19 protein-coding genes, 1 tRNA gene and 2 pseudogenes are annotated in these 19,506 nt (G+C 61.7%); 7 read left to right on the top strand and 15 right to left on the bottom strand.

Annotation, left to right across the window (positions count from 1 at the left end; genetic code table 11):
• Positions 1–3: 3 nt before the first annotated feature.
• The 9 genes and pseudogenes from B5D13_RS05765 to B5D13_RS05800 all read right to left on the bottom strand — a co-directional run bounded on the left by B5D13_RS05765 (position 4) and on the right by B5D13_RS05800 (position 6,398).
• Complete coding sequence (locus B5D13_RS05765; protein ID WP_255375265.1) at positions 4–1,155, bottom strand: recombinase family protein; 1,152 nt, start codon at positions 1,153–1,155, stop codon at positions 4–6.
• Positions 1,147–1,542: pseudogene (locus B5D13_RS08835) on the bottom strand (recombinase family protein); the annotation flags it as partial. The pseudogene B5D13_RS08835 and the gene B5D13_RS05765, both read right to left, overlap by 9 nt.
• 81 nt (positions 1,543–1,623) lie before the next feature.
• A pseudogene (locus B5D13_RS05770) lies at positions 1,624–1,992 on the bottom strand (recombinase family protein); the annotation flags it as partial.
• A gap of 291 nt (positions 1,993–2,283) precedes the next feature.
• Positions 2,284–3,111, bottom strand: coding sequence for a Cof-type HAD-IIB family hydrolase (locus tag B5D13_RS05775; RefSeq protein WP_159443995.1), 828 nt, complete (start codon positions 3,109–3,111; stop codon positions 2,284–2,286).
• A gap of 119 nt (positions 3,112–3,230) precedes the next feature.
• The gene (locus B5D13_RS05780) at positions 3,231–3,605 is read right to left on the bottom strand and encodes a hypothetical protein (protein ID WP_143786726.1); all 375 of its coding nucleotides are present in this window, start codon (positions 3,603–3,605) and stop codon (positions 3,231–3,233) included.
• Positions 3,606–3,621: 16 nt separating this feature from the next.
• On the bottom strand, positions 3,622–4,455 hold the full coding sequence (locus B5D13_RS05785; protein ID WP_078687370.1) for a PTS system mannose/fructose/sorbose family transporter subunit IID: 834 nt from the start codon (positions 4,453–4,455) through the stop codon (positions 3,622–3,624).
• A 2-nt stretch (positions 4,456–4,457) separates the two neighbouring features.
• Positions 4,458–5,321 carry a PTS mannose/fructose/sorbose/N-acetylgalactosamine transporter subunit IIC gene (locus B5D13_RS05790; protein WP_078687371.1) on the bottom strand — a complete coding sequence of 288 codons (864 nt, stop codon included), beginning with the start codon at positions 5,319–5,321 and terminating at the stop codon, positions 4,458–4,460.
• A 109-nt stretch (positions 5,322–5,430) separates the two neighbouring features.
• The gene (locus tag B5D13_RS05795) at positions 5,431–5,928 is read right to left on the bottom strand and encodes a PTS sugar transporter subunit IIB (RefSeq protein WP_078687372.1); all 498 of its coding nucleotides are present in this window, start codon (positions 5,926–5,928) and stop codon (positions 5,431–5,433) included.
• Positions 5,929–5,966: 38 nt separating this feature from the next.
• Positions 5,967–6,398, bottom strand: coding sequence for a PTS sugar transporter subunit IIA (locus tag B5D13_RS05800; protein WP_078687373.1), 432 nt, complete (start codon positions 6,396–6,398; stop codon positions 5,967–5,969).
• Between the two features lie 234 nt (positions 6,399–6,632).
• Here B5D13_RS05800 and B5D13_RS05805 point away from each other — a divergent pair, with 234 nt between their 5' ends.
• Together B5D13_RS05805 and B5D13_RS08640 are read left to right on the top strand one after the other, a co-directional pair.
• Positions 6,633–7,466: a helix-turn-helix domain-containing protein gene (locus B5D13_RS05805; protein ID WP_078687374.1), complete on the top strand. Its 834-nt coding sequence runs from the start codon at positions 6,633–6,635 to the stop codon at positions 7,464–7,466.
• Between the two features lie 306 nt (positions 7,467–7,772).
• On the top strand, positions 7,773–7,934 hold the full coding sequence (locus B5D13_RS08640; protein WP_143327753.1) for an ABC transporter ATP-binding protein: 162 nt from the start codon (positions 7,773–7,775) through the stop codon (positions 7,932–7,934).
• An 18-nt stretch (positions 7,935–7,952) separates the two neighbouring features.
• On the opposite strand, the gene B5D13_RS05815 is transcribed toward B5D13_RS08640, so the two are convergent.
• From B5D13_RS05815 to B5D13_RS05830, 4 genes are all read right to left on the bottom strand, one after another.
• Entirely contained in the window at positions 7,953–8,261 is a 309-nt protein-coding gene (locus B5D13_RS05815; protein WP_078687376.1) for a hypothetical protein, read from the bottom strand.
• Positions 8,262–8,690: 429 nt separating this feature from the next.
• A tRNA-Glu gene (locus tag B5D13_RS05820) sits at positions 8,691–8,765 on the bottom strand.
• A 31-nt stretch (positions 8,766–8,796) separates the two neighbouring features.
• Positions 8,797–9,768, bottom strand: coding sequence for a hypothetical protein (locus B5D13_RS05825; protein WP_078687377.1), 972 nt, complete (start codon positions 9,766–9,768; stop codon positions 8,797–8,799).
• Entirely contained in the window at positions 9,765–10,829 is a 1,065-nt protein-coding gene (locus B5D13_RS05830) for a response regulator receiver protein (protein ID WP_078687378.1), read from the bottom strand. Before B5D13_RS05830 ends, B5D13_RS05825 begins: the two co-directional genes overlap by 4 nt.
• 360 nt (positions 10,830–11,189) lie before the next feature.
• Between B5D13_RS05830 and B5D13_RS05835 the strand changes: the two genes are divergently transcribed.
• The 5 genes from B5D13_RS05835 (at position 11,190) to B5D13_RS05855 (ending at position 16,880) form a co-directional block, all read left to right on the top strand.
• The gene (locus tag B5D13_RS05835) at positions 11,190–12,404 is read left to right on the top strand and encodes an iron-containing alcohol dehydrogenase (protein ID WP_078687379.1); all 1,215 of its coding nucleotides are present in this window, start codon (positions 11,190–11,192) and stop codon (positions 12,402–12,404) included.
• A gap of 322 nt (positions 12,405–12,726) precedes the next feature.
• Positions 12,727–13,479, top strand: a complete 753-nt coding sequence (locus B5D13_RS05840) for a DeoR/GlpR family DNA-binding transcription regulator (RefSeq protein WP_078687380.1) — start codon at positions 12,727–12,729, stop codon at positions 13,477–13,479.
• Between the two features lie 2 nt (positions 13,480–13,481).
• Positions 13,482–14,387 carry a 1-phosphofructokinase gene (gene pfkB / locus B5D13_RS05845; RefSeq protein WP_078687381.1) on the top strand — a complete coding sequence of 302 codons (906 nt, stop codon included), beginning with the start codon at positions 13,482–13,484 and terminating at the stop codon, positions 14,385–14,387.
• 46 nt (positions 14,388–14,433) lie between these two features.
• Positions 14,434–16,404, top strand: coding sequence for a PTS fructose transporter subunit IIABC (locus tag B5D13_RS05850; protein WP_078687382.1), 1,971 nt, complete (start codon positions 14,434–14,436; stop codon positions 16,402–16,404).
• A 137-nt stretch (positions 16,405–16,541) separates the two neighbouring features.
• Positions 16,542–16,880 (top strand): acylphosphatase, encoded by a 339-nt coding sequence (locus tag B5D13_RS05855; protein WP_159443996.1) that lies wholly within the window; start codon positions 16,542–16,544, stop codon positions 16,878–16,880.
• Between the two features lie 38 nt (positions 16,881–16,918).
• Here the strand turns inward: B5D13_RS05855 and B5D13_RS05860 are convergent, their stop codons facing one another.
• Together B5D13_RS05860 and B5D13_RS05865 are read right to left on the bottom strand one after the other, a co-directional pair.
• Positions 16,919–17,851, bottom strand: coding sequence for an HAD hydrolase family protein (locus tag B5D13_RS05860; protein ID WP_078687384.1), 933 nt, complete (start codon positions 17,849–17,851; stop codon positions 16,919–16,921).
• Between the two features lie 63 nt (positions 17,852–17,914).
• On the bottom strand, positions 17,915–19,495 hold the full coding sequence (locus tag B5D13_RS05865; protein ID WP_234970721.1) for a Mur ligase family protein: 1,581 nt from the start codon (positions 19,493–19,495) through the stop codon (positions 17,915–17,917).
• Positions 19,496–19,506: the final 11 nt, after the last annotated feature.

Here is a 19,506-nt window from a genome sequence, read left to right on the forward strand (position 1 = left end):
GCGTTAGCTAGCGCAAGCCCGGCTCCTTGAAAAGCTGGTGCCCCCGTCCGCGGGGTAGGCGAACCCTGTGCCAAGGCTTTGGTCGTAGACGAAACCGTAGTCATCATCATCGCCGCACAAATCCTCAAACATCAACTCGTGGTGTAGGTCCGAGTACCATCCCGTGATGACGAGGCGGCCGTCATCATAGAGATATATCTTGTCGACGAAGTAGTTGAGGATGGAATCTCGAGTCTCTTCGTCATCGAAGTCAGCGCTCGAGTACTTCTCGAAGTACGCCCTGATGCTCGCCTCGTCTTGGGCGACTCTGGCTCGCGCCTCCTCGGCCTCGATGGCTTCAGAGAGGGCGCGCTTACGCTCCTCGTGTTCGGCAAGCCTGTCCGCAATCGAATCGGTAAAGGGTAGCCCCTTCTCTATCGCCTTGACGAGGTTGTTGAGCGCCTTGTTCACTGAGGAGAGCTCGCCTTTGAGGCCGTCGAGGCAGTGCGTGTCCAAGTAATGCTCTCGATAGTAGCTGGATATGTCAACTGCTAGGGTTGCCCTGTTCTCGGTGTCTGCAAGGATGTTCCGCAGGATCTCGATGACCCTCGCCTCGATGAGACTCTTGCGCACGTTGCGCTTCGAGCACCGGCGCTTACGATGATTCTTGCAGGCGTAATAGTAATGTCGCTCCCCATGTTTGCCGGTGCCGCACAAACCGTGCATGCTCTCGCGACACTTCCCACAATACAACTTGCCGGTCAGCCAGTAACGCGGCACGTCCGATTCGTCAGCCTCGTTCGCGAAATGGGGTCCCTTTCGCTGGTTCTCCTTGAATCGCTGCTGAACTATGTCGAACAGCACCTGGTCGACAATCGGGGGCATTCCTCCGGGGATCTCTATGTCGGCATAACGATATATGCCGAGGTAACGGTCATTGTGCAGTATGTGACGCAGGCTGTTGATGGTCATCCTGTTTCCGTTGACGCTTCGGATGCCTTGGGCATCCAGGTACTCGATGATCTCGGACATCGACTTTTCGTCGGCATACATGTTGAAGATCCGTCTCACTATGGGAGCTGTGTCGGGATTGATTTCGTAACGACCGTCCTCGCTCTTGCGATAACCGAAGACGCGGTGGCCGTTGAACTTCGCCGCCTCCGCGTTGTAGCGCATGCCACGGGTCGTGTTGACGCTCAGCTGCGCAGAATAGAATTCGGCAAGTGAGTCGAAAAAGCTCTCGATGAGCTTACCTTCCGGGGTGTCGTCAGGGGTGGTCTCCGCAACGAACTCGATCGCGCAGCCGGCGTTGCGGATGGCGCGCTTGGCAATCGCTGCCATCGCTTGGTCACGGGCGAGGCGGTCCGTCTTCCAGAGAATGAGGACGGTTGGCTTGATCTTCGGCACCTCGTCGAGCATCAGCTGAAACCCGGGACGGTTCTCGTCTCGTCCTGATCGCGCCGGATCCACGTACTCCTTGATGATCGTGTAGCCGTGTGCCTCGGCGTATGCGTGCGCCTGCTCGCGTTGCTGCTCGATGCTCGCCTCGTTCTGCGCTGAGCTGCTGTAGCGGTATTAGGCGATTGCCAGATCGTTGTCGTTACGGATGAACTTCTTCTTGGACATAGTCTGGCCTCCATGCCCCTATTGGGCCGAGGCAGCACCCTCAAGGCCGTCGAAAAAGCTCTCGATGAGTCGGCCCTCGGGCGTGTCCTCTCGACTGCCCCCAGCGATGTACTCGACTCCGCATCCTGCGTCACGGAGGGACTTCTTGGTGACCTCCACCGTCGAGGGGTCACGTGAGATGCGATCCGCGCTCCATTCGATGAGGATGGTGGGGCGTATCTCCGAGACCTCGGCAAGCATCTGTTGCAGACCGTGAAAGCTATCGCGCCCAGACAGGCATGGGGAGTCTTGGTACTCCCTCACGATCTCATAGCCATGTTTCTCTGCGTATTCGTGGGCTTGCCTCCGTTGCTGCTCGATTGATGCAGCGACACAGGCCGCTGCAGAGCTGCGGTAGTAGGTCCTGCATGCAGGGCTTGAACCTGGGCTCCGACATCCCCATCTCCTCTCGCTCTCCTTCCATTATACCTGGATTGACGGCAAAACCGCAGGTAGTTTAGGTAGTCGGGCAATGTGCGAGGCAGTGAGGCGGCATCCCGGAGCACGAGAACGGGTGGGCCCCTCGCGGAACCCACCCGTTCTATTCAGAGGCTTTTGATACAGCCCCCTGTTCTTGTCTGCAGGCATGGCTCATGTTGTCAGCAGAAACGAACCAGGCTCAGATATGCCCGCCTCAGATCAGAGGGAATCGGTGTCAAGCACAAGCTGGGCCAACGCGCGTGCCACGCCGCTCTCCACGTTGCTCCAGGAAATCGTGTGTGCCGCCGCGCGTTTGACCTCTTCCTCGGCGTTGGCCATAGCGTACGATTGCGTCACTGCGGCAAGCATGTCAATGTCATTGGGGCCATCGCCAAAGGCCACAGCCTCGGCAGGGCTAACCCCGTAGTGGTTGCAGAGCACCTCGATAGCGTGGCTCTTGCTTGCCCCTCCGCTCATGATCTCGCAGAGCGTGGCGTTGGAGCGCACTACCGTCAGCTCGGGAAACTCCTGCGCCACCCTGCTCTGGGCGGCCAAGATCGATTCGGGCTCGCCCATCAGAAGAAACTTGTGCACGCCTCGGTCACCAAAGGTTCCGGCAAGATCGCGACTCTCACGGCTTTCGGCCTGCACGAAGTACTCTTCCTTTACTACGCGCGGGTCCGAGCGGTCGTCCACGATCCAATCGTGAAAACCATAGGTACCGGCAACCACATCGGGCAGCTCCTCTTCGAGGTAGCGCTTGATGCGCAGGGCATGCTCGGTGGGAATGACGGTGCTAAAGAGCTCGTTGCCCTCGTGGTCGAGCACATACGCACCCGAGAAACAGGCAAGCGGCCCCGTAAAGCCCAGCTGCTCCTGAATGGGGTAGAGCCCCTCGGGAGAGCGGGCCGACACCAGGCAGAACGGCATCAGCTTCGCAACGACGCTGATGGTGGGGGCACTTGCGGCCATGGGATGATGCTCGTTGTCGACAAGGGTACCGTCCACGTCGGTAAAGACGATTCCCACTTGCGGCTGATCGGTCACGTCAGCTCCTCTCAGTGCGCTGCGGCAAATCGCACGCAGCTCAGGCCGTTACAAGGGCGCCCCGCATGGAGGAGGGTCCATGCGGGGCAAAGGAAAAAGGAAGGGAGGTAGTCACGTTTCTATTCACCTGAGACAGAAGCGTGCGGCTCCTTATTTGGTTGCAGCGATTCGAGCATGGCGTTGACGTTCTTACGCCCGTTGTTAATGCCCGCTCTGAGCACCAATACGCACACGAGCGCGAGGACACCTATAACGACACCCGCAATCCCTGCTACGAGCCCTCCACCTTCTTGAAAGCCCCAATAGCCCAAGAGCACAGCCAGGGCTAGAGCGGAGTAGGCAAGACGCAACCAAAGCTGAAGCTTCTGGATCGCGAGGGTCTGGGCGCGAGCTTCGGCAACCAGCGGGTTGTCGGTCTCTTTCCAGGCGCGGCGATAGAGGGAGGGCTCTCCATCCTTTCCGCGAAACGCCACACGAAGTCCCATCTTGCCCACTCCGTTCCGTTGATGACTAGTAGGACAGACCCGGGTCGAAGAAGCCGAGCAGAACGCCCACGAGAGCGACGACCACAAGCAGGCCCATGACGACGGTCGGGGACATCTTGCGCTTGGTCATGAGGTACCAGCACAGCCATACGAAGAAGATGTTGAGGAACTTGGGGAAGATCGAGTCGAGGGTGTCCTGAAGGACCAGGCCGCTGTCGGCGGAGAACTGGAAGCTCAGGGCAGTGGTGATGTTGATCCAGGTTGCGGCAACGGCGCCGATGACCATGGTGCCGACCATGACGATGGAGTCACGGAGAGCTGCGGACTGCGGACCGACGAGAGCCTCAACGGCGGAGCCACCGAGCTCATAGCCCTGATCGAAGGCGAACTTCATGCCAAAGTACATGGCGAGGTTCCACACGATGATGTAGAACAGCGGGCCAAGCACGCTGCCGCCAGTGGAGAGACCAAGGGCGATGCCGAGCAGGATGGGGATGAAGGTGCCGACGATGATGGAGTCGCCGAGGCCGGCGAGCGGGCCCATCAGACCGGCGCGGATGCCGTTGATGGTGTCGTCGTCAAGGGGCTCACCGTTGGCGCGGGCCTCTTCAAGACCGACGGTCAGGCCGACAACCATGGTGCCGATCTGAGGCTCGGTGTTGAAGAACGTGCGATAGGTGCTGAGGTACTTGACCTTGTCCTCGTCGTTGTCATACAGCTCGTCCACGACGGGCAGCATGGCGGCAAGGTAACCAAAGGTCTGCATGTGCTCCTGCGAGAAGCAGGTGAGGTTGCCATAAATCCAGCGGAGGAACGCGCTCTTGCGCGCGCCAGCGGAAACTTTCTTGAGGTCAGCCATGATTAGATGTCCTCCTCTTCCTCATCGTCGAAGGCTGCGCCAGCGGCAGCGACGGCGGGACGGGCAAGCTTGATCTGTTCGACCTTGAAGTTGATCAGAGCGAAGAAGACGGCGATGACAGCCGAGCAGATGAGGTTGCAGCCCATGACTGCGGCCAGAATGAAGCCAAAGGCAAAGGTGACCCAGTCGAGCGGCTTCTGGATGACCTGCTTGCACAGAATTGCGATACCGACGGCGGGAAGCAGCGAGCCGACCGTGAAGAGGGTCTTCATGGCGACGCCGTCCATGGGCAGGTAGTCCTTCATCAGGCCGACCATCGACTCACCGGCGAGGCAGATGACCACGGTGGGGATGAAGGAGAATGCGATGTGGCTGATCCACGGGAACACAAAGTCGACCATGGGGATGGTCTTCTTGATGGTTTTCCAGTTGCCACCGTCCATGGCCTTCCAGCCGATGCCCTGCCACACGAGGTTGAGGGTAGCGGTGCCATAGAACAGAACGGTACCAAGGGTACCAACGGCGGCGCCGAGGGAAGCGGCAAGACCAGAGGCGGCCTCAGAGCTGGGATCCAGGCCCTGGGCATGGATGGCCAGGATGGCCAGAGGGATGCCGATGTAGGTGACGGCACGAACGTCTGCGGAGACGGTGCCACCGGGGGTGACCAGTGCGATGTAGACGAGCTGGATGGCTGCGCCGACGATGATGCCGGTCTGAATGTCGCCCATGATGAGGCCGACAATCAGGCCGCCCACCAGCGGGCGTCCGAGCGTGTAGTTACCGACCGTGGTGCCGCCCATGCCCGGCAGTGATGCCAAGCAGGCGAACAGGCCAAGCAAGATGGCCTGGAACATGGAGATTCCCATGAACTCCTCCTAACCGTTTACACTACTTACAGATTGCCCTTATGGGCATTTTTGCCTCACCCATGGGTACGCCTGCCAGCTGGGCCCATGGGTGTTGGTGCCTAGGGAACTACTTAACGTCAAACTGGTCGCGGAACTTGGGCCACTCGCCAATCGAGGTCTCCTTGACCAGTGCGAACTCGACGGTGTAGCCAGCCTTGGTCATGTCCTCAAAGGCCTGAGCCTCTTCAGCGGTGATCGACTGGTTGTTGCCGAGCTTGACGGTGCCGGGGCGGTCGTTGCAGGGGCCGACGATGACGCGCTTGACGTCGGACGGCTTGAAGCCGAAGTCAACAAGGATCTCCTTCATGTCAAGCGGGTTCTTGGTGATGAGGAAGTACTTGGTCTTGCTGGCCAGCACCTTCTCGGCGCTCTCCTTAAAGTGGTCCATGGTCCAGACAAAGATCTTCTTGTCGGGAGCGGCACCCTTGTAGGCAGCCTTCAGGACCGGGTTGCTTGCCGCAACGTCATTGACTGCGATGATGCCGTCGCAGGGATACTCAATGCTCCAGCGGGTGACGGTCTGGCCGTGAATCATACGGTCATCAATACGGACGAACGAAATCATAGTTGCCTTCCCTTCTTTCCTTCTAAGCGGGTCGTTCCTTACAGGTCGTCTTCGTCTTCGTCCTCGAAGGCGAGCTCGACCTGACGAGCCCCCTCCCTTGCCTCGGAAACGACGTTCTCAACAAGGGCAGAGTCATCGAGGTCGTCCTCGATGGCCATGAGGGCGCTGATAGCCATGGGCAGGGAAAGGCCGCCGAACGCGATCGTCTTGGCGAGCAGCCCAGCCTCGGTGAGGGTGTTCAGGGTATTGGTGAGAGGCGAGCCGCCCACGATGTCGCCGAGGACTACGACAGAGTCGTCAGCGGTAATGGGAGCGATGACCTCACGAAGCTTCTCGACAAACGTGTCAGCCGACACGCCATCCTCCATCGAGCAGCTGAGCACGTTCTCACGATCGCCCAGGAGCATGCGGATGACGCTATGCACGCCGGGTGCCATTGTGCCGTGACTGACCAGAAGCAGGTAACGCATGTGGTGATTTTCCCCTCTTCTCCGCGACCGCCTTTTGGCCTTTCAGTTTTATGACCAAAGAGCGCGGCCTTTCTGTTTTGCATGACAACCGAGGGCTTTCGTACGACCCTCTGAATTTGTCGCGCCAAACTGTAACTGTGTGTGTAAAGTATGAAGATGGCAAATCGTTTGAGATACAAGCTGTGTTACGCCTTTTTTTAGATTTGTGGTAGTGCACACACAATTGGAGGGTTCATGAGTGCCGTAGATCTTGAGCTGGTCATGCCCACCCTTCTTACCGAGCAGGAAATCATTGACGCCGTCAGTTTTGTCAACAAGGCCAGCGTCGAGGACGAGATGTCCGAGATCGTGACCTACTCAAAGAACATGCAGTTCATAGCAGTGAGCACCGACGTGTCTGCTCGCGAGATCGCCGAGCAGTACGAAGGCTTTGCTTCTTATATAGCCTTGGGCGACACCGATGGTCTGCTGCGCTTCATCCGCACCGACATGCCGCTTATGGAGCCCAAGACCTCAGACGATCCGCTGTTACAGGGACGCTCTGCCGTGGCCTTCCTTTCCAGCACCTGTATTGAGGCCGCCCGCAAGGGCGGATTGCCCGCCATCCGCTCGTTTGCCATCACACAGCACTATATGAACCTCGCCAACGAGACGAGCAACGAGGAAGTGGCCCATTACTTGGTGCTTCCCATGATGTTGGAGCTGACCAAGGCTGTTCGCAAAGAGGGCAAAGCGCGTACGCACCCGCTTTCGCATCAGGCAATGAACTACGTACGCAGCCACCTCTCGCAGCGCCTCGACGGAGACTCGGTGGCAAACGCCCTGGGCGTGAGCCGCAAGACGCTTTGCACACGCTTTAAGAACGAGACGGGCGAGACCTTTGCGGCCTACGTGAGGCGCGTGCGCGTCGAGCGTGCGCGACGCCTGCTTGACACCACTGACTACGACATTGCACAGATTGCCTACCAGACCGGCTTCTCATCACAGAGCCACCTGCAGACGGCCTTCAAGCACGCCACGGGCCTCACGCCGCGCGAATGGCGCATCCGCGAGATTCGCGAAATCTAACGCCGGCTCGCCCGTCGGGGACGAACACGCGCTGCAAAGTGGTAACAATCCGCTGGTACTATGGGCAAAACCCACCACCTGAGGAGTAGCCATGCCAGCACCGGGTGGATATAGACGACAGCAGTTTCTGACCGAGGAAGAGAAGGCCAATGCGCCCAAGGTGACGCCACAGCTGCTCAAGAGAATCCTCAGCTATCTTGCGCCCTACTGGCTTCAGTTCATTGCCGTCTTCGTGGCCATCCTTGTTTCGAGCGTTGTGGGCCTGCTGCCCCCCCCATCATCACGGGACGCATCGTCGACCAGGCCTTGGTAGGCGATGACCTGACTCTGCTGGTCAGGCTGCTGTTTACCGCCCTTGGCGCCATGCTCGCGAGCCAGCTGGTGGGCGTGCTGGAGAACTACATCAACTCGTGGATCAGCGAGCGCATCATCTACGACATGAAGAACGAGATGTATCTGTCGGTTTAGGATGTACTTCATCTCCGATTAGTTCCAGAGGAACGTGGCGCACTTGTCGTTGCTCCAGCATTCAAACGCATGGTCGAATGCCTCACCCATAGACTGACCGCACGAATGGCCTTTGCCGCCTGCAACATTCTCCAGATCACTATCTTCGAGCTCGAGTAACGCATCGGCCGCCTGCTCCGTAGAGTCTCTCTGGAAGGCCTCCATGGATTCCAGGTACCCAGCAAGCTCGGGGGCATCAACATCCGTTTCGACCCCCAGCCTCTGCGCGGAGGACAGGATTACCTCGGCAAAGTCCGACATGGTCTCGATCGTGTCGCGCTCCTTCAAGAGTTCCTGTGCTTAGGCATGCTCCTTCAGCTCCGCCAGCAAACGCTCTACCTTTTCCATTGACGTGCTCCTTCTCCCTGTGGGCAGCTAAGCCCATTGCTTCTTGAATCTATATACCGACAGTTACTTATGCCATCACTGTAAAAAATGCATTGCGCACTCGGCAGATATATCGTGCCAACGCACGCGCTCACGGGTTCGACTCCCTGCGGCGTTGACCTAACAATAAACCCTCCTAGAGATAGGAGGGCTAATCTCACGTGGTGCCCCCAGCGGGAGTCCCGCGTTGCCCTTCGGGCAAGGCTCTGAGGGTTCGCGCTTCGCGCTCACCCCGCAAGGCGCCACTGGCGCCTTGCGACCTTGCGGTTCGACTCCCTGGGACGTTGTCCTAACAAAAAAGCTCTCTGGAGATAGAGAGCTGAAGTAACGTGGTGCCCCCAACGGGATTCGAACCCGTGTCGCCGCCTTGAAAGGGCGATGTCCTAACCACTAGACGATGGGGACGCACGCTGCAGTATACCAGACGGGACCCTTGCTACCAGTCAAAACCCATCCTCTGCGCAAACGACATCGCCGCCTCGCGCATGTCAGGCTGATTCTCGACCCATTGCGGAAGGTCGGGAACGTCAACGATGATGGGGTCGGCCTCGTGGATGGCGACCGTAGCCTCCTCAAAGCTGTAGGGATCGCACTGTGGCCGGTCAGGCATGTAAGTGTCGACCATAACGGGTCTCAGGAGCGCGTAGATGCCGCCCTCGCACAGGCCCCTGAAGCCGCGCAGCGCGCGACGGGCGGCTGCCATGCGCCCGAGTTTAAACAGAAGGATCACGCGTGAGAGCTGGAGCCAGCAGTCCCCTCGTCTCGAGAACTTCGCGTCAAGCGCGTCGAAGGCCTCCTCATCCTCTAGTCGGGCGAGCGCCAGCGCGCAGGTGTGCCGGGCGCCCAGGTGGTCGCTGTGGGAAAGAGCGATGAGCGACTGGCCGACGGCGTCCGCCATGCGAAAGCGTCCCGTGTCGAGGCAGGTGCGCGAGATGGTCGCCTGAACGCGTAGGCGCGGGCGGACCATGACGTCATCCCAGGCGTCGCCCGACCCCGCAGCCTGAAGGGGCCCGTCCTTCTCGCTCGCCTCACGCTCAACCTCCAAGAGGCGGTCGAGAAGTGCGTCGAGGTCGCTGTCCTGGGCTATTGCCTCCAGGAGGAGGGCGTCCGTGCAGCCGGGATCAAGCTCGAGGGCCTGCGCGCAATCCTGGCGCATGCGCTCGAGACGGCGCTTGCGCTCGCGCATGAAGTCGGCGTCGTCGAGGAACTCGTCCTTGCTCCGGGATTCGTTGTAGCGGCGAAGTGCTTGCGCAATGCAGAGGAAGGCCTCGTCCGAGGCGTCCTCCATGAACTTCGTGGGGTCCTCTTGCACGGCCAGGAGCAACTCTGCGTAGCCGCTGTCCGAAAGTCTCAGCTTGGCGCCGCGCTTTGTCGCAAGCCTGAGTACGAACTCGTCTCGTGCGTTCATCGGCTCAGGCCTCCCTTGGGGTTGTCGGCGGAATCCTGCTCGAGGCCACGGCTGGCTCCGGCGGGGTCGATGCGGTGGGCGGCCTGGATGAGCCAGGAGCCCAGCGCGCCGCGGCCGGCCCTGTCGCGGCCCTCCTGTATTAGGACGGTGCACTCCGAGATGGCAAGAATGAGCTCGTCTTCGCTGAAGGCGGGTACGGCCAGCCGGGCAAACACGCCGTCGGGGAGCTCTCGCTGAGAAACGATCGCCTCGGCTGCAAAGGGGTAGCTGCCCAGGAGCGCGCGCAGCTGCGACTCTGCGGTGCTCAGGTCGTGTCTCTTGTAAGCGATGGAGATGCGGGCAATCTGCAGCCAGGCGTCGTCGCCGTCATGCGAGCGAAGCCCGGTCTGCTTCCGCCCGAAGCGGCGAAGCCCCTCGAGCCCCTGTTCGTCCTCGAGCTTGGCGTAAGCGATGGCGGCGGTGAAGCGCGCGTCGGCCTGGTCCTGAGGGTCGAGCTCGAAGACCTTCTGACAGGTGGCGAGCGCCTGGCGGTTGTGACCGCAGATGATGGCCTTGCTTGCCAGGGTCGAAAGCCAGCGTAGGTAGGGGCGAAGGGCGAGCTCTCGGGCGAGCCTCGCGCGTTCTCCGTGGGGCTCGGCCTCGGCGGCCTGGCCTGCGGCCTTGAACGACTTTTCGCGCGCGGAGTCGACCCCGTCGAGCAGGAAGTCGTAGTATCCCTCGAACGAGGGGATGTCCGCCGCGGCCTTCATGCGCTGCGCGTCTACGTTTGTGGGGTCCAGCTGAAGGGCCTCGTCCAAGAGCTGGTGACCCTTCCGGATGAGCTGCTTCGCGCGTACGTCGTCGGCGAAGGGCAGCTCGTAGTCGATGGTCGTCGCGGCGACGGCAACAAGGTGAAAGGCTCGGTCCTGGTCCGTTTGGGGCAGGCTGTCGCGGTCGCGGGCGAAGGTTCGCCCAAAGCTCGCAAAGCTCCGCGCAACGTTCTGGGGGTCCTGCCCGTCGAGCGATGCGGCAAAGCGGAGGCCTAGCCGCTGGTAGTCTTCTTTGTTTGGATCGAACGACACGCAGGCTCCTGGTGGTAGGCGGTTGCGGCCCCGGCGTGCAGGGCGTGGCATATACATACCCAAATATAGGCCATGCGCCGCCTTGGGGATTTGGGGCGGTGGCGGTCGACACAAAGCAAATGTACATACTCTTGTGGACATTAGAAAACGTCAATGCAAACACTGTTTCGAATCAGTAAATGGCCTGATAAAAAGGTATGCGGATTTAGAAGAAAGTCAAAAGTTGGCACGGGTATGCTGTGCCTTGGTTGGGTGAGGAAGGACCCTGACTGGCTCGATTTGGTAGGTCTGAAGGACGAAAGTCCTTCTCTTCGTGCATTGGCCGTCCAATGCTGGCGGCCCCACAAAAAGGAGAGTGTTATGGGACGTTTTACCAATCCGCGTGACCTGTACTTCGGCGAGGGCGCTCGTCATGAGGTCAAGAACTTCCAGGGCTCGAAGGCTGTCATCGTCTGTGGCGGCGGCTCCATGAAGCGCGGTGGCTTCCTCCAGGATGTTCAGGCTGACCTCGAGTCCGCTGGCATGGAGGTCAAGCTGATCGAGGGCGTCGAGTCCGACCCCTCCGTCGAGACGGTCATGAGCGGTGCCGCCGTCATGCAGGAGTTCCAGCCCGACTGGATCGTCGCCATCGGTGGCGGCTCTCCCATCGACGCCGCCAAGGCCATGTGGATCAAGTACGAGTACCCCGAGACCACGTTTGAGGACATGTGTAAGGTCTTTGGCCTGCCGAAGCTCCGCACCAAGGCGCACTTCTGCGCGATTTCCTCTACCTCGGGCACCGCGACCGAGGTCACCGCATTCTCGATCATCACCGACTACTCCAAGGGCATCAAGTTCCCCATCGCAGATTTCGAGATCACCCCGGACGTCGCCATCGTCGACCCCGAGCTGACGTACACCATGCCCGCAAAGCTCTGCGCGCACACCGGCATGGACGCACTTACCCACGCTATCGAGGCCTACGTCTCCACTGCGGCCTCCATGTACACCGACGCTAACGCGCTCCACGCCATCCGCGAGATCGTCGAGTGGCTGCCCAAGTCCTACACGGGCGACCACGAGGCCCGCAAGCACATGCATGACGCACAGTGCATCGCCGGCATCGCGTTCTCCTCGGGTCTGCTGGGCATCGTCCACTCCATGGCCCACAAGACTGGCGCCGCGTTTACCGGCGACCACATCATCCACGGCTGCGCAAACGCCATGTACCTGGGCAAGGTCATCCAGTTCAACGCCAAGGATGCCCGCGCCAAGAGCCGCTATGCCTACATTGCCAAGGAGATCCTGCATCTTGAGGGCACTACCGAGGACGGGCTCGTCGAGGCGCTGGTCCAGAAGATTCGCGACATCAACGACCAGATCGATATTCCGCAGGGCATCAAGAACTATGGTGCCGGCGGCGTGAAGGCCGACGCCTCCGTCATCGACTACGAGGAGTTTGAGGCGAAGAAGCACGACGTCGCGGCCAACGCGCTGCTCGACGCCTGCACCGGCTCCAACCCGCGCCAGCCCACGCAGGAGGAGATGGAGAAGCTGCTCGAGTGCGTCTACAACGACACTCCCGTCAACTTCTAAGGGCGTCGCCACATAAATGCGAACAATAGGGAAGGGAGCCCGCCGGCCAGGCCGACGGGCTCCCTTCGTGCGTCTGGGGGGCAGGGGCGCGTGACTGGGGCCGAAGAACCGTTCAAAACCAGTCACGTAACGGTAACGGAAATTCGGAAGTGTCAATTCATTGACTTAGACGGTGTGTACTTCTTGGCCAAAACGCCGCGTAATGCTCGATGCATACCACTCGCCCGTTAGGTATACTGTGATTGGAAATGATCGATAATGAACGAAAGTGACGGATTTATCATTTTTCCGGTAGGGGATCGGTCACCCGAGGAGGACGAGCATGCTTGCTGAGGAGAGACAGGCGCAGATCGCCGAGTATGTCCAGCGCAAGGGCTCGGTCTCTACCATGGAGCTCATGAGCGCCTTCGATGCCTCGGAGTCCACCATCCGACGTGACCTCTCGGTCTTGAGCCGCCGGCGTCTGGTTGCTCGCGTCCATGGCGGCGCAACTAAGATTCGCGCCAACTCGCAGCTTCACGACGAGGCGTCGGCAAGCAGGTCGCGCCTGAACGCTTCTGCGAAGGAGGCCATCGCGCGCGTTGCCGTGGGGCTGGTCGAGCCCGACGACTTCGTCTACATCGACGGTGGCACCACGACCATCACCATGGCCGAGATGATGGGCCAGACCAGTGCAACCTTCGTGACCGATTCGCTTCCCGTTGCGCAGAGGCTCCTCGGCCGCGGATGCCACGTTATTCTCCTTGGCGGAACCCTGAAGCCGCTAACGGAGGTCGTCGTGGGCGCAGCCACGGTCGAGGCAATCAGCCGCATGCACTTTACGGTTGGCTTCTTCGGGGCGAATGGGGTCACTCCCGAGGCGGGGTTTACCACTCCCGAGCTTGAGGAGGCCACCGTCAAGGAGGCGGCCCTGCGTCAGACGCAGCACGCGTACGTCCTGTGTGACTCGAGCAAGTTCGATCGCGTCTCGCCTGTGGGCTTCGGCGCCTTTGAGGACGCGACAATCATCACGGATGCAATGCCGTGTGATCCCGAATACCGGCAGTATGACAACTTCGTCGAGGTGAAAGGATAGCCATGATCTATACGGTCACGTTTAACCCGTCTCTCGATTACATCGTGAGGCTCGACTCGCTGAAGCTGGGCGCGGTCAACCGCGTCAACTACGAGAACGTCCTTCCTGGTGGCAAGGGCATCAACGTCTCGATCGTTCTCAACAACCTGGGTCACAAGTCGACCGCTCTGGGCTTCGTCGCCGACTTCACGGGCCGCGAGATCGTCGAGCGCACTGTCGGTTATGGCGTCGACTGCGACTTCGTCACGGTCGCCGAGGGAATGAGCCGCATCAACATGAAGCTCAAGGCCGAGGACGAGACCGAGATCAACGGCATGGGTCCCAAGATCACCCCGGACGACATCGACGCCCTCTACCAGAAGCTCGACAAGCTCGGAAAGGGCGACATCCTGGTCATCGCGGGCAGTGTCCCCTCGATGCTTCCGGGTGACATGTACCAGCGCATCATGGGCAGGCTCGAGGGCCGCGGCGTCGACATTGCCGTGGATGCCGAGCGCGACCTGCTTGTCAACGTCCTGCAGTATCACCCGTTTGTCATCAAGCCCAACAACCATGAGCTGGGCGCCATATTCGGCGTGGAGCTCAACAAGCGCGAGGAGGTCGTCCCCTACGCCAAGAAGCTGCAGGAGAAGGGCGCGCGCAACGTGCTCGTCTCGATGGCCGGCGAGGGTGCGGTCTTCGTCTCGGAGACCGGCGAGGTCGTCATGAGCGAGGCTCCCAAGGGAACCGTTGTCAACTCCGTCGGCGCGGGCGACTCCATGGTTGCCGGCTTCATCGCGGGGTACCTGGAGAGCGACGGCAACTACGCTACCGCATTCAAGATGGGTGTCTGCACGGGCTCGGCGAGCGCCTTCTCGCCTGACCTGGCCACCCGTCCCGAGGTAGAGAATCTGCTCGCATCCCTGTAGGGGAGCGGGCTGCATTATGGAACGTGTATACGCGAAGGGAGCACACGTGAAGATTACGGATTTGCTGAAGCCCGAGGGCGTCAGGATCGGGGTCACCGCCTCGAGTCGTGACGACGCCATCGACCAGCTTGTCGCCCTCCAGGTGGCATCTGGCAACATCGCGGACGAGACCGCCTACAAAGAGGCGATCATGGCACGCGAAGCCGAGTTCAGCACGGCCGTTGGCGACGGAATCGCCATCCCACACGCCAAGACCAGCGCGGTCAAGCAGCCGGGACTTGCGGCCATGACCATCGCCGACGGCGTCGACTGGGGCGCACCGGATGGCGGCGCGAGCGACCTGGCCTTCATGATCGCCGCACCTGAGGGAGAGGCCAACACCCACCTCGCTATTCTGGCGCAGCTCTCCAGGCTCCTGATGCACCAGGACTTCGCCGACGCCCTGCGTGCGGCCAAGACCCCCGAGGAGTTCCTCAAGGTTATCGATGATGCCCAGGCCGAGAAGGCCGCGGAGGAGCGTGCTGAGGCCGCGACCGAGGCCTCCGACTCCGCCGAGAGTAAGTGCGCCCTTCCCGACATCGTCGCCATCACCGCGTGCCCCACGGGCATCGCCCACACCTACATGGCCGCCGAGAACCTCGAGAAGAAGGCCACGGAGATGGGCGTCACCATCAAGGTCGAGACCCAGGGCTCTGCCGGCGCCAAGAACGTCCTGACCGCCGAGGAGATTGCTGCCGCCAAGGGCGTCATCATCGCGGCCGACAAGAACGTCGAGCGCTCTCGCTTCGCGGGCAAGCAGGTTCTCTCCACTAACGTCTCCGCTGGCATCAAGGAGCCCGAGAGGCTTATCGATACCATTCTCAACAACGAGGCCCCGGTCCAGGAGGGTTCCGCCCCCGCGGCTGCTGCCGAGACTAAGGGGGAGTCTGGCTGGAGCATCATCTACAAGCACCTGATGAACGGCGTCAGTCACATGCTTCCGTTCGTTATCGGCGGTGGAATCCTGACCGCAATCGCCTTCCTGGTCGACCAGCCTGGTCTGGGTACCGCGGCATATGGCTCCTCCATTCCCGCCGCCGCGTTCTTTAAGACCATTGGTGGCGAGGCCTTCGGCCTGATGCTCCCGGTCCTCGCGGGCTTCATCGCCATGTCCATTGCTGACCGTCCCGGCCTCGCGCCTGGCTTCGTCGGCGGCCTGTTCGCCAAGGCGGGCTACAGCCTGGCTTACGTCAACCTCATGATGAGCGACCCCGATGCGGCTGCAGCGGCCTGCGTCTCCGGCGGCTTTATTGCAGCGCTGTTTGCTGGCTTCGCCGCGGGCTACATGGTCCTCTGGCTCGAGAAGGCCTGCGAGAAGCTGCCTGACTCCCTTGAGGGCATCAAGCCGATGCTCATCTACCCGCTGCTGGGCACCCTTGCCATTGGTGCTGCCATGTTCGTCCTCAACCCGATCTTCGGGTCCATCAACACGGCCCTCAACAACTGGCTTAACGGCATGGGCACCACGAACATCGTCCTGCTCGGTGCTGTCGTCGGCGGCATGATGTCCATCGACATGGGCGGCCCCTTCAACAAGGCTGCCTACGTCTTCGGCACCGGCGCCCTTGCCGCTGGCACCGCGTCCGGTCAGGTCGTCATGGCGTCCGTTATGATTGGCGGCATGGTTCCGCCCCTGGTCATTGCCCTCTCCACCACGTTCTTCAAGAACAAGTGGTCCAAGGCCGACCGCTCCGCGGGCCTGGTGAACTACATCATGGGCCTCTCCTTCATCTCCGAGGGCGCCATTCCGTTTGCCGCGGCTGACCCCGGCCACGTGCTTCCCTCCTGCATCATCGGCTCTGCCGTCGCGGGTGCTCTCTCGGCCTTCTTTGGCTGCACCAGTCCCGCGCCCCACGGTGGCGCCTGGGTCGTTGCGGTCATCGGCAACCCTGCCATGTGGCTGCTCGCGGGTCTCATCGGCTCTGTCGTCGGCGCGCTGATTCTTTCCTTCTGGAAGAAGCCCTACGTCGAGGAGTAGGCACGTCACCCGTTGCCGGAAGTACCAGACAAGCCTCGGGTGCTTCTGACTCGCAGGCACGTATCATGAGGGTGCGGTCACGTCGTGGCCGCACCCTTTCTCGTTACGTGGCTCGCCGTCATGAGGGGGAAGACGCGATGGGCTTTACCTGGCCATGGAAGAGGCAGAGAACTTCTCGCCCGGTTTCCGAGGGTGCGGTGCGCCGCCGTCTGCGTTATGCGGGAGAGGTCCAGGCGGTTGGCTTTCGCTTTACCGCCCAGCAGATCGCGCGGCGCGTCGAGGTCGCCGGTTGGGTCGAGAACCTCGACGACGGTGACGTACTCGTCGAGGTCCAGGGCTTGCCCGGGCAGGTTGATGAATTCAAAAAGGAGGTTGCGGCGGCCTCGGCGAGCGCCGACACGTGGATCAAGGCGACGCTCGTGGACGAGAATGACATCCCCGTGGTTGCCGAGGACTCGTTTCGCGTCAGGTATTGAGCCGCCGCCGCGTGGCGCCCCTCGCGGCGGCGGGATTGCTAGGATTTGAGCGCCAGCAGCGTGCGCATGGCCATGCAGAAGCCGTCGGTGCTGTTTGCCGCCGAGACGAAGGCGTTGCCCGCATCGGCCAGGGCGGCCTGGGTCTTCGGGTTGTTGATGCCGTTGCGCATGAGCAGGAACGTTCCGACGTGCGGGGCCATGTCGCAGTCCGCGGGCGAGTCTCCGCAGGCGATGACCTCCCTGGGGTCCCAGCCCATCAGCTCGATGTAGCGCTTGGTGGCAGATCCCTTGTCGAGGCCGCGTGGCGTCACGTGGTAGGTGTGGACGTCACGCACCTTGCCGTCGGGGAAGTGCGGGAGGATGGTGTTTCCGGTGATGCGACTCACGAAGCCGTTGTCCGCCAGGTACAGGGGCAGGCCCGTCTCGTCCAGCATCGCCTGCGCCTCGTCCTCGATGACGGCTCCGCGTAGCGCGAAGGTGACCTCGCGGTACTGGTAGCCAATGTTGTTGTCGTTATATGCCTCGAGGCAGTCGTACCAGCGCCTGAGCATGCGGTCGATCACGCCCGTCTTGTAGATCACGTCGTGCGGGGTCAGGCCGCAGCTGGGGTCGTATGGCATGTCCGCGGTGAAGTAGCGCCAGTCTGCCTCCGTGCCCTCGTGCAGACAGAGGATGCCACCCATCTCGCCTATCCAGCCCGGGAGGCCGAGCATGCGAACGTCCTCGCGGATCATGGCGCGGTTGCGTCCGGTGCAGGGGACGACGCTCATGCCCGCACGCCTCATGTCCACTAGGGTCTGGGCCAGCTCGATGGAGGGCGTGCCGTCGGCCGAGGCGAGCGCCTGGCCGTGGCTGACCATGGTGTTGTCGGTGTCGGTGATCACGTACTTGATGCGCGAGAGTCGGTCGGCGAGGTCGCCGGGGAGGGTCGAGGCGTCGGAGGGGAAGGTCGGAAGCGAGAGCGAGGGCATGCGGTGCCTTTCTTTGTGAGAGCACCCGGCACCACGAGGCGACCGGGTGCTTGGACAAGCGAACTATCTGCTGGAACGAGCGTCGTCTGGGGCGTTTCCGTCGGCGCCCGCCAGAAGGGCGGCCGCCACCTCGCGCTCGAACACGGAGCCGTCGGTCTCCATGGGCACGAAGCGGTCTCCGACGTGCTGCACGGTCTCGTCGCCCTTGGCTAGCAGGCAGATGACGGCGCCATTGGGTGCGGCGAAGCCAAGCTGAACTGCGCGGCGGATGGCCAGGGGGCGCTCGACGATAGACTCGTGCGCGCAGCCTGCCGGAGTGGCTTCGGCCATCTGACGGCAGATCTCTGCAACGGAGTCGTGCGCGGGGTCCTCCTCGGTAAAGATCAGATGGTCGGCCCATTTGGCGGCCTCCTGAGGAAGCTCCTGCCTGCGCTCGTACGCCTTGCCACCTGGCGCGCCCAGCACGGCGATGATCTTGCGATCCGCGAACTCGTGGGCGACGGAGTGGAAGAACTTCTGGTACGAGAGCTTGTTGTGCGCGTAGTCGACGATACCGGTGACCTTGGGGTCGGCCGTGGGGAGGAGCTCCATGCGCCCGGGCACGCGAACGTGTGCCAGGCCCTGACGCACCTGCAGCTGGGGGACGTCCAGAAGCTCGCACATCGCAATGGCCGCCAGGGCGTTGTCAACATTGAAGAGGCCGGCCATCGAGAGCGTGACCTCGCCCTCCCACGACGGGGTGTGTGCCGTGAAGGCCTGAATGCCGCCGTGGGAGGTGACCTCTTCGCACCAGACGTCTGCGCCCTTCTCGGCTGCGTCAGAAGCGGACGAGAAGGTCATGACCCTGCCGGTGCGACGGGCGTGCTCCAGGACGACGCCTGCCTGTTCGGACTCGAGGTTGACGACGGCAGAGGATGCCTGGTCGAAGATGCGCAGCTTGCTCTCGAAGTAGTCCTCGAAGCTGGGGTGCTCGCGCGGCGAAATGTGGTCGCGCCCGATGTTGAGGAAGCACGAGACGTCCAACGTCAGGCCGACCACGCGGTCGTACTTGAGTGCCTGGCTCGAGACCTCCATGACCATGTGGCCCAGGCCGGAGCGCGCGGCGTTGTCGATGTGGCGCCACAGATCGGGCGGCTCGGGCGTGGTGTTGACGCTCTCCGCGTCCTCGACGCCGTCGAACGTGTCGATGGAACCCATGATTGCGCAGTGGGACTTGGGCTCGCCTGCGTCCAGAATGGCGCGCATCATGTAGGCGACGGTCGACTTGCCCTTGGTGCCCGTGATGCCGATGACGTCAAGCTGCCTGTCGGGATGCCCCCATGCCTCGGCGCTGGTGACTGCCATCGCGCGGCGAAGCCCGTCGTCGCGCACGACCAGCGCGGGCGCGTCGGGGGCCGTCGCGGCAAGCTCGGCGCCGTGCGACTCGTCGCATAGGTACGCGACACAGCCTGCGGCGAGCGCGCCTGTCAGGTAGGCCGGCTTGAACGCGGCCCCCTTGCAGACGAAGAGGTGGTTGGGCGCAGCAAAGCGAGAGTCGCAGTCGACGCCCGTGATGGCGGTGGTGCCTGCGGCGGCTAGGCTCGGAGCGTCCTGCGCGAGCAGGCCCTCCTCCTCGAGCAGCCGGGCAATCTGTTCTAGTGTCATATTCATGGTGC

Source organism: Olsenella sp. KH1P3 (assembly GCF_900167315.1).
In the GTDB taxonomy this organism is placed as follows: Bacteria; Actinomycetota; Coriobacteriia; order Coriobacteriales; family Atopobiaceae; genus Olsenella_J; species Olsenella_J umbonata_A.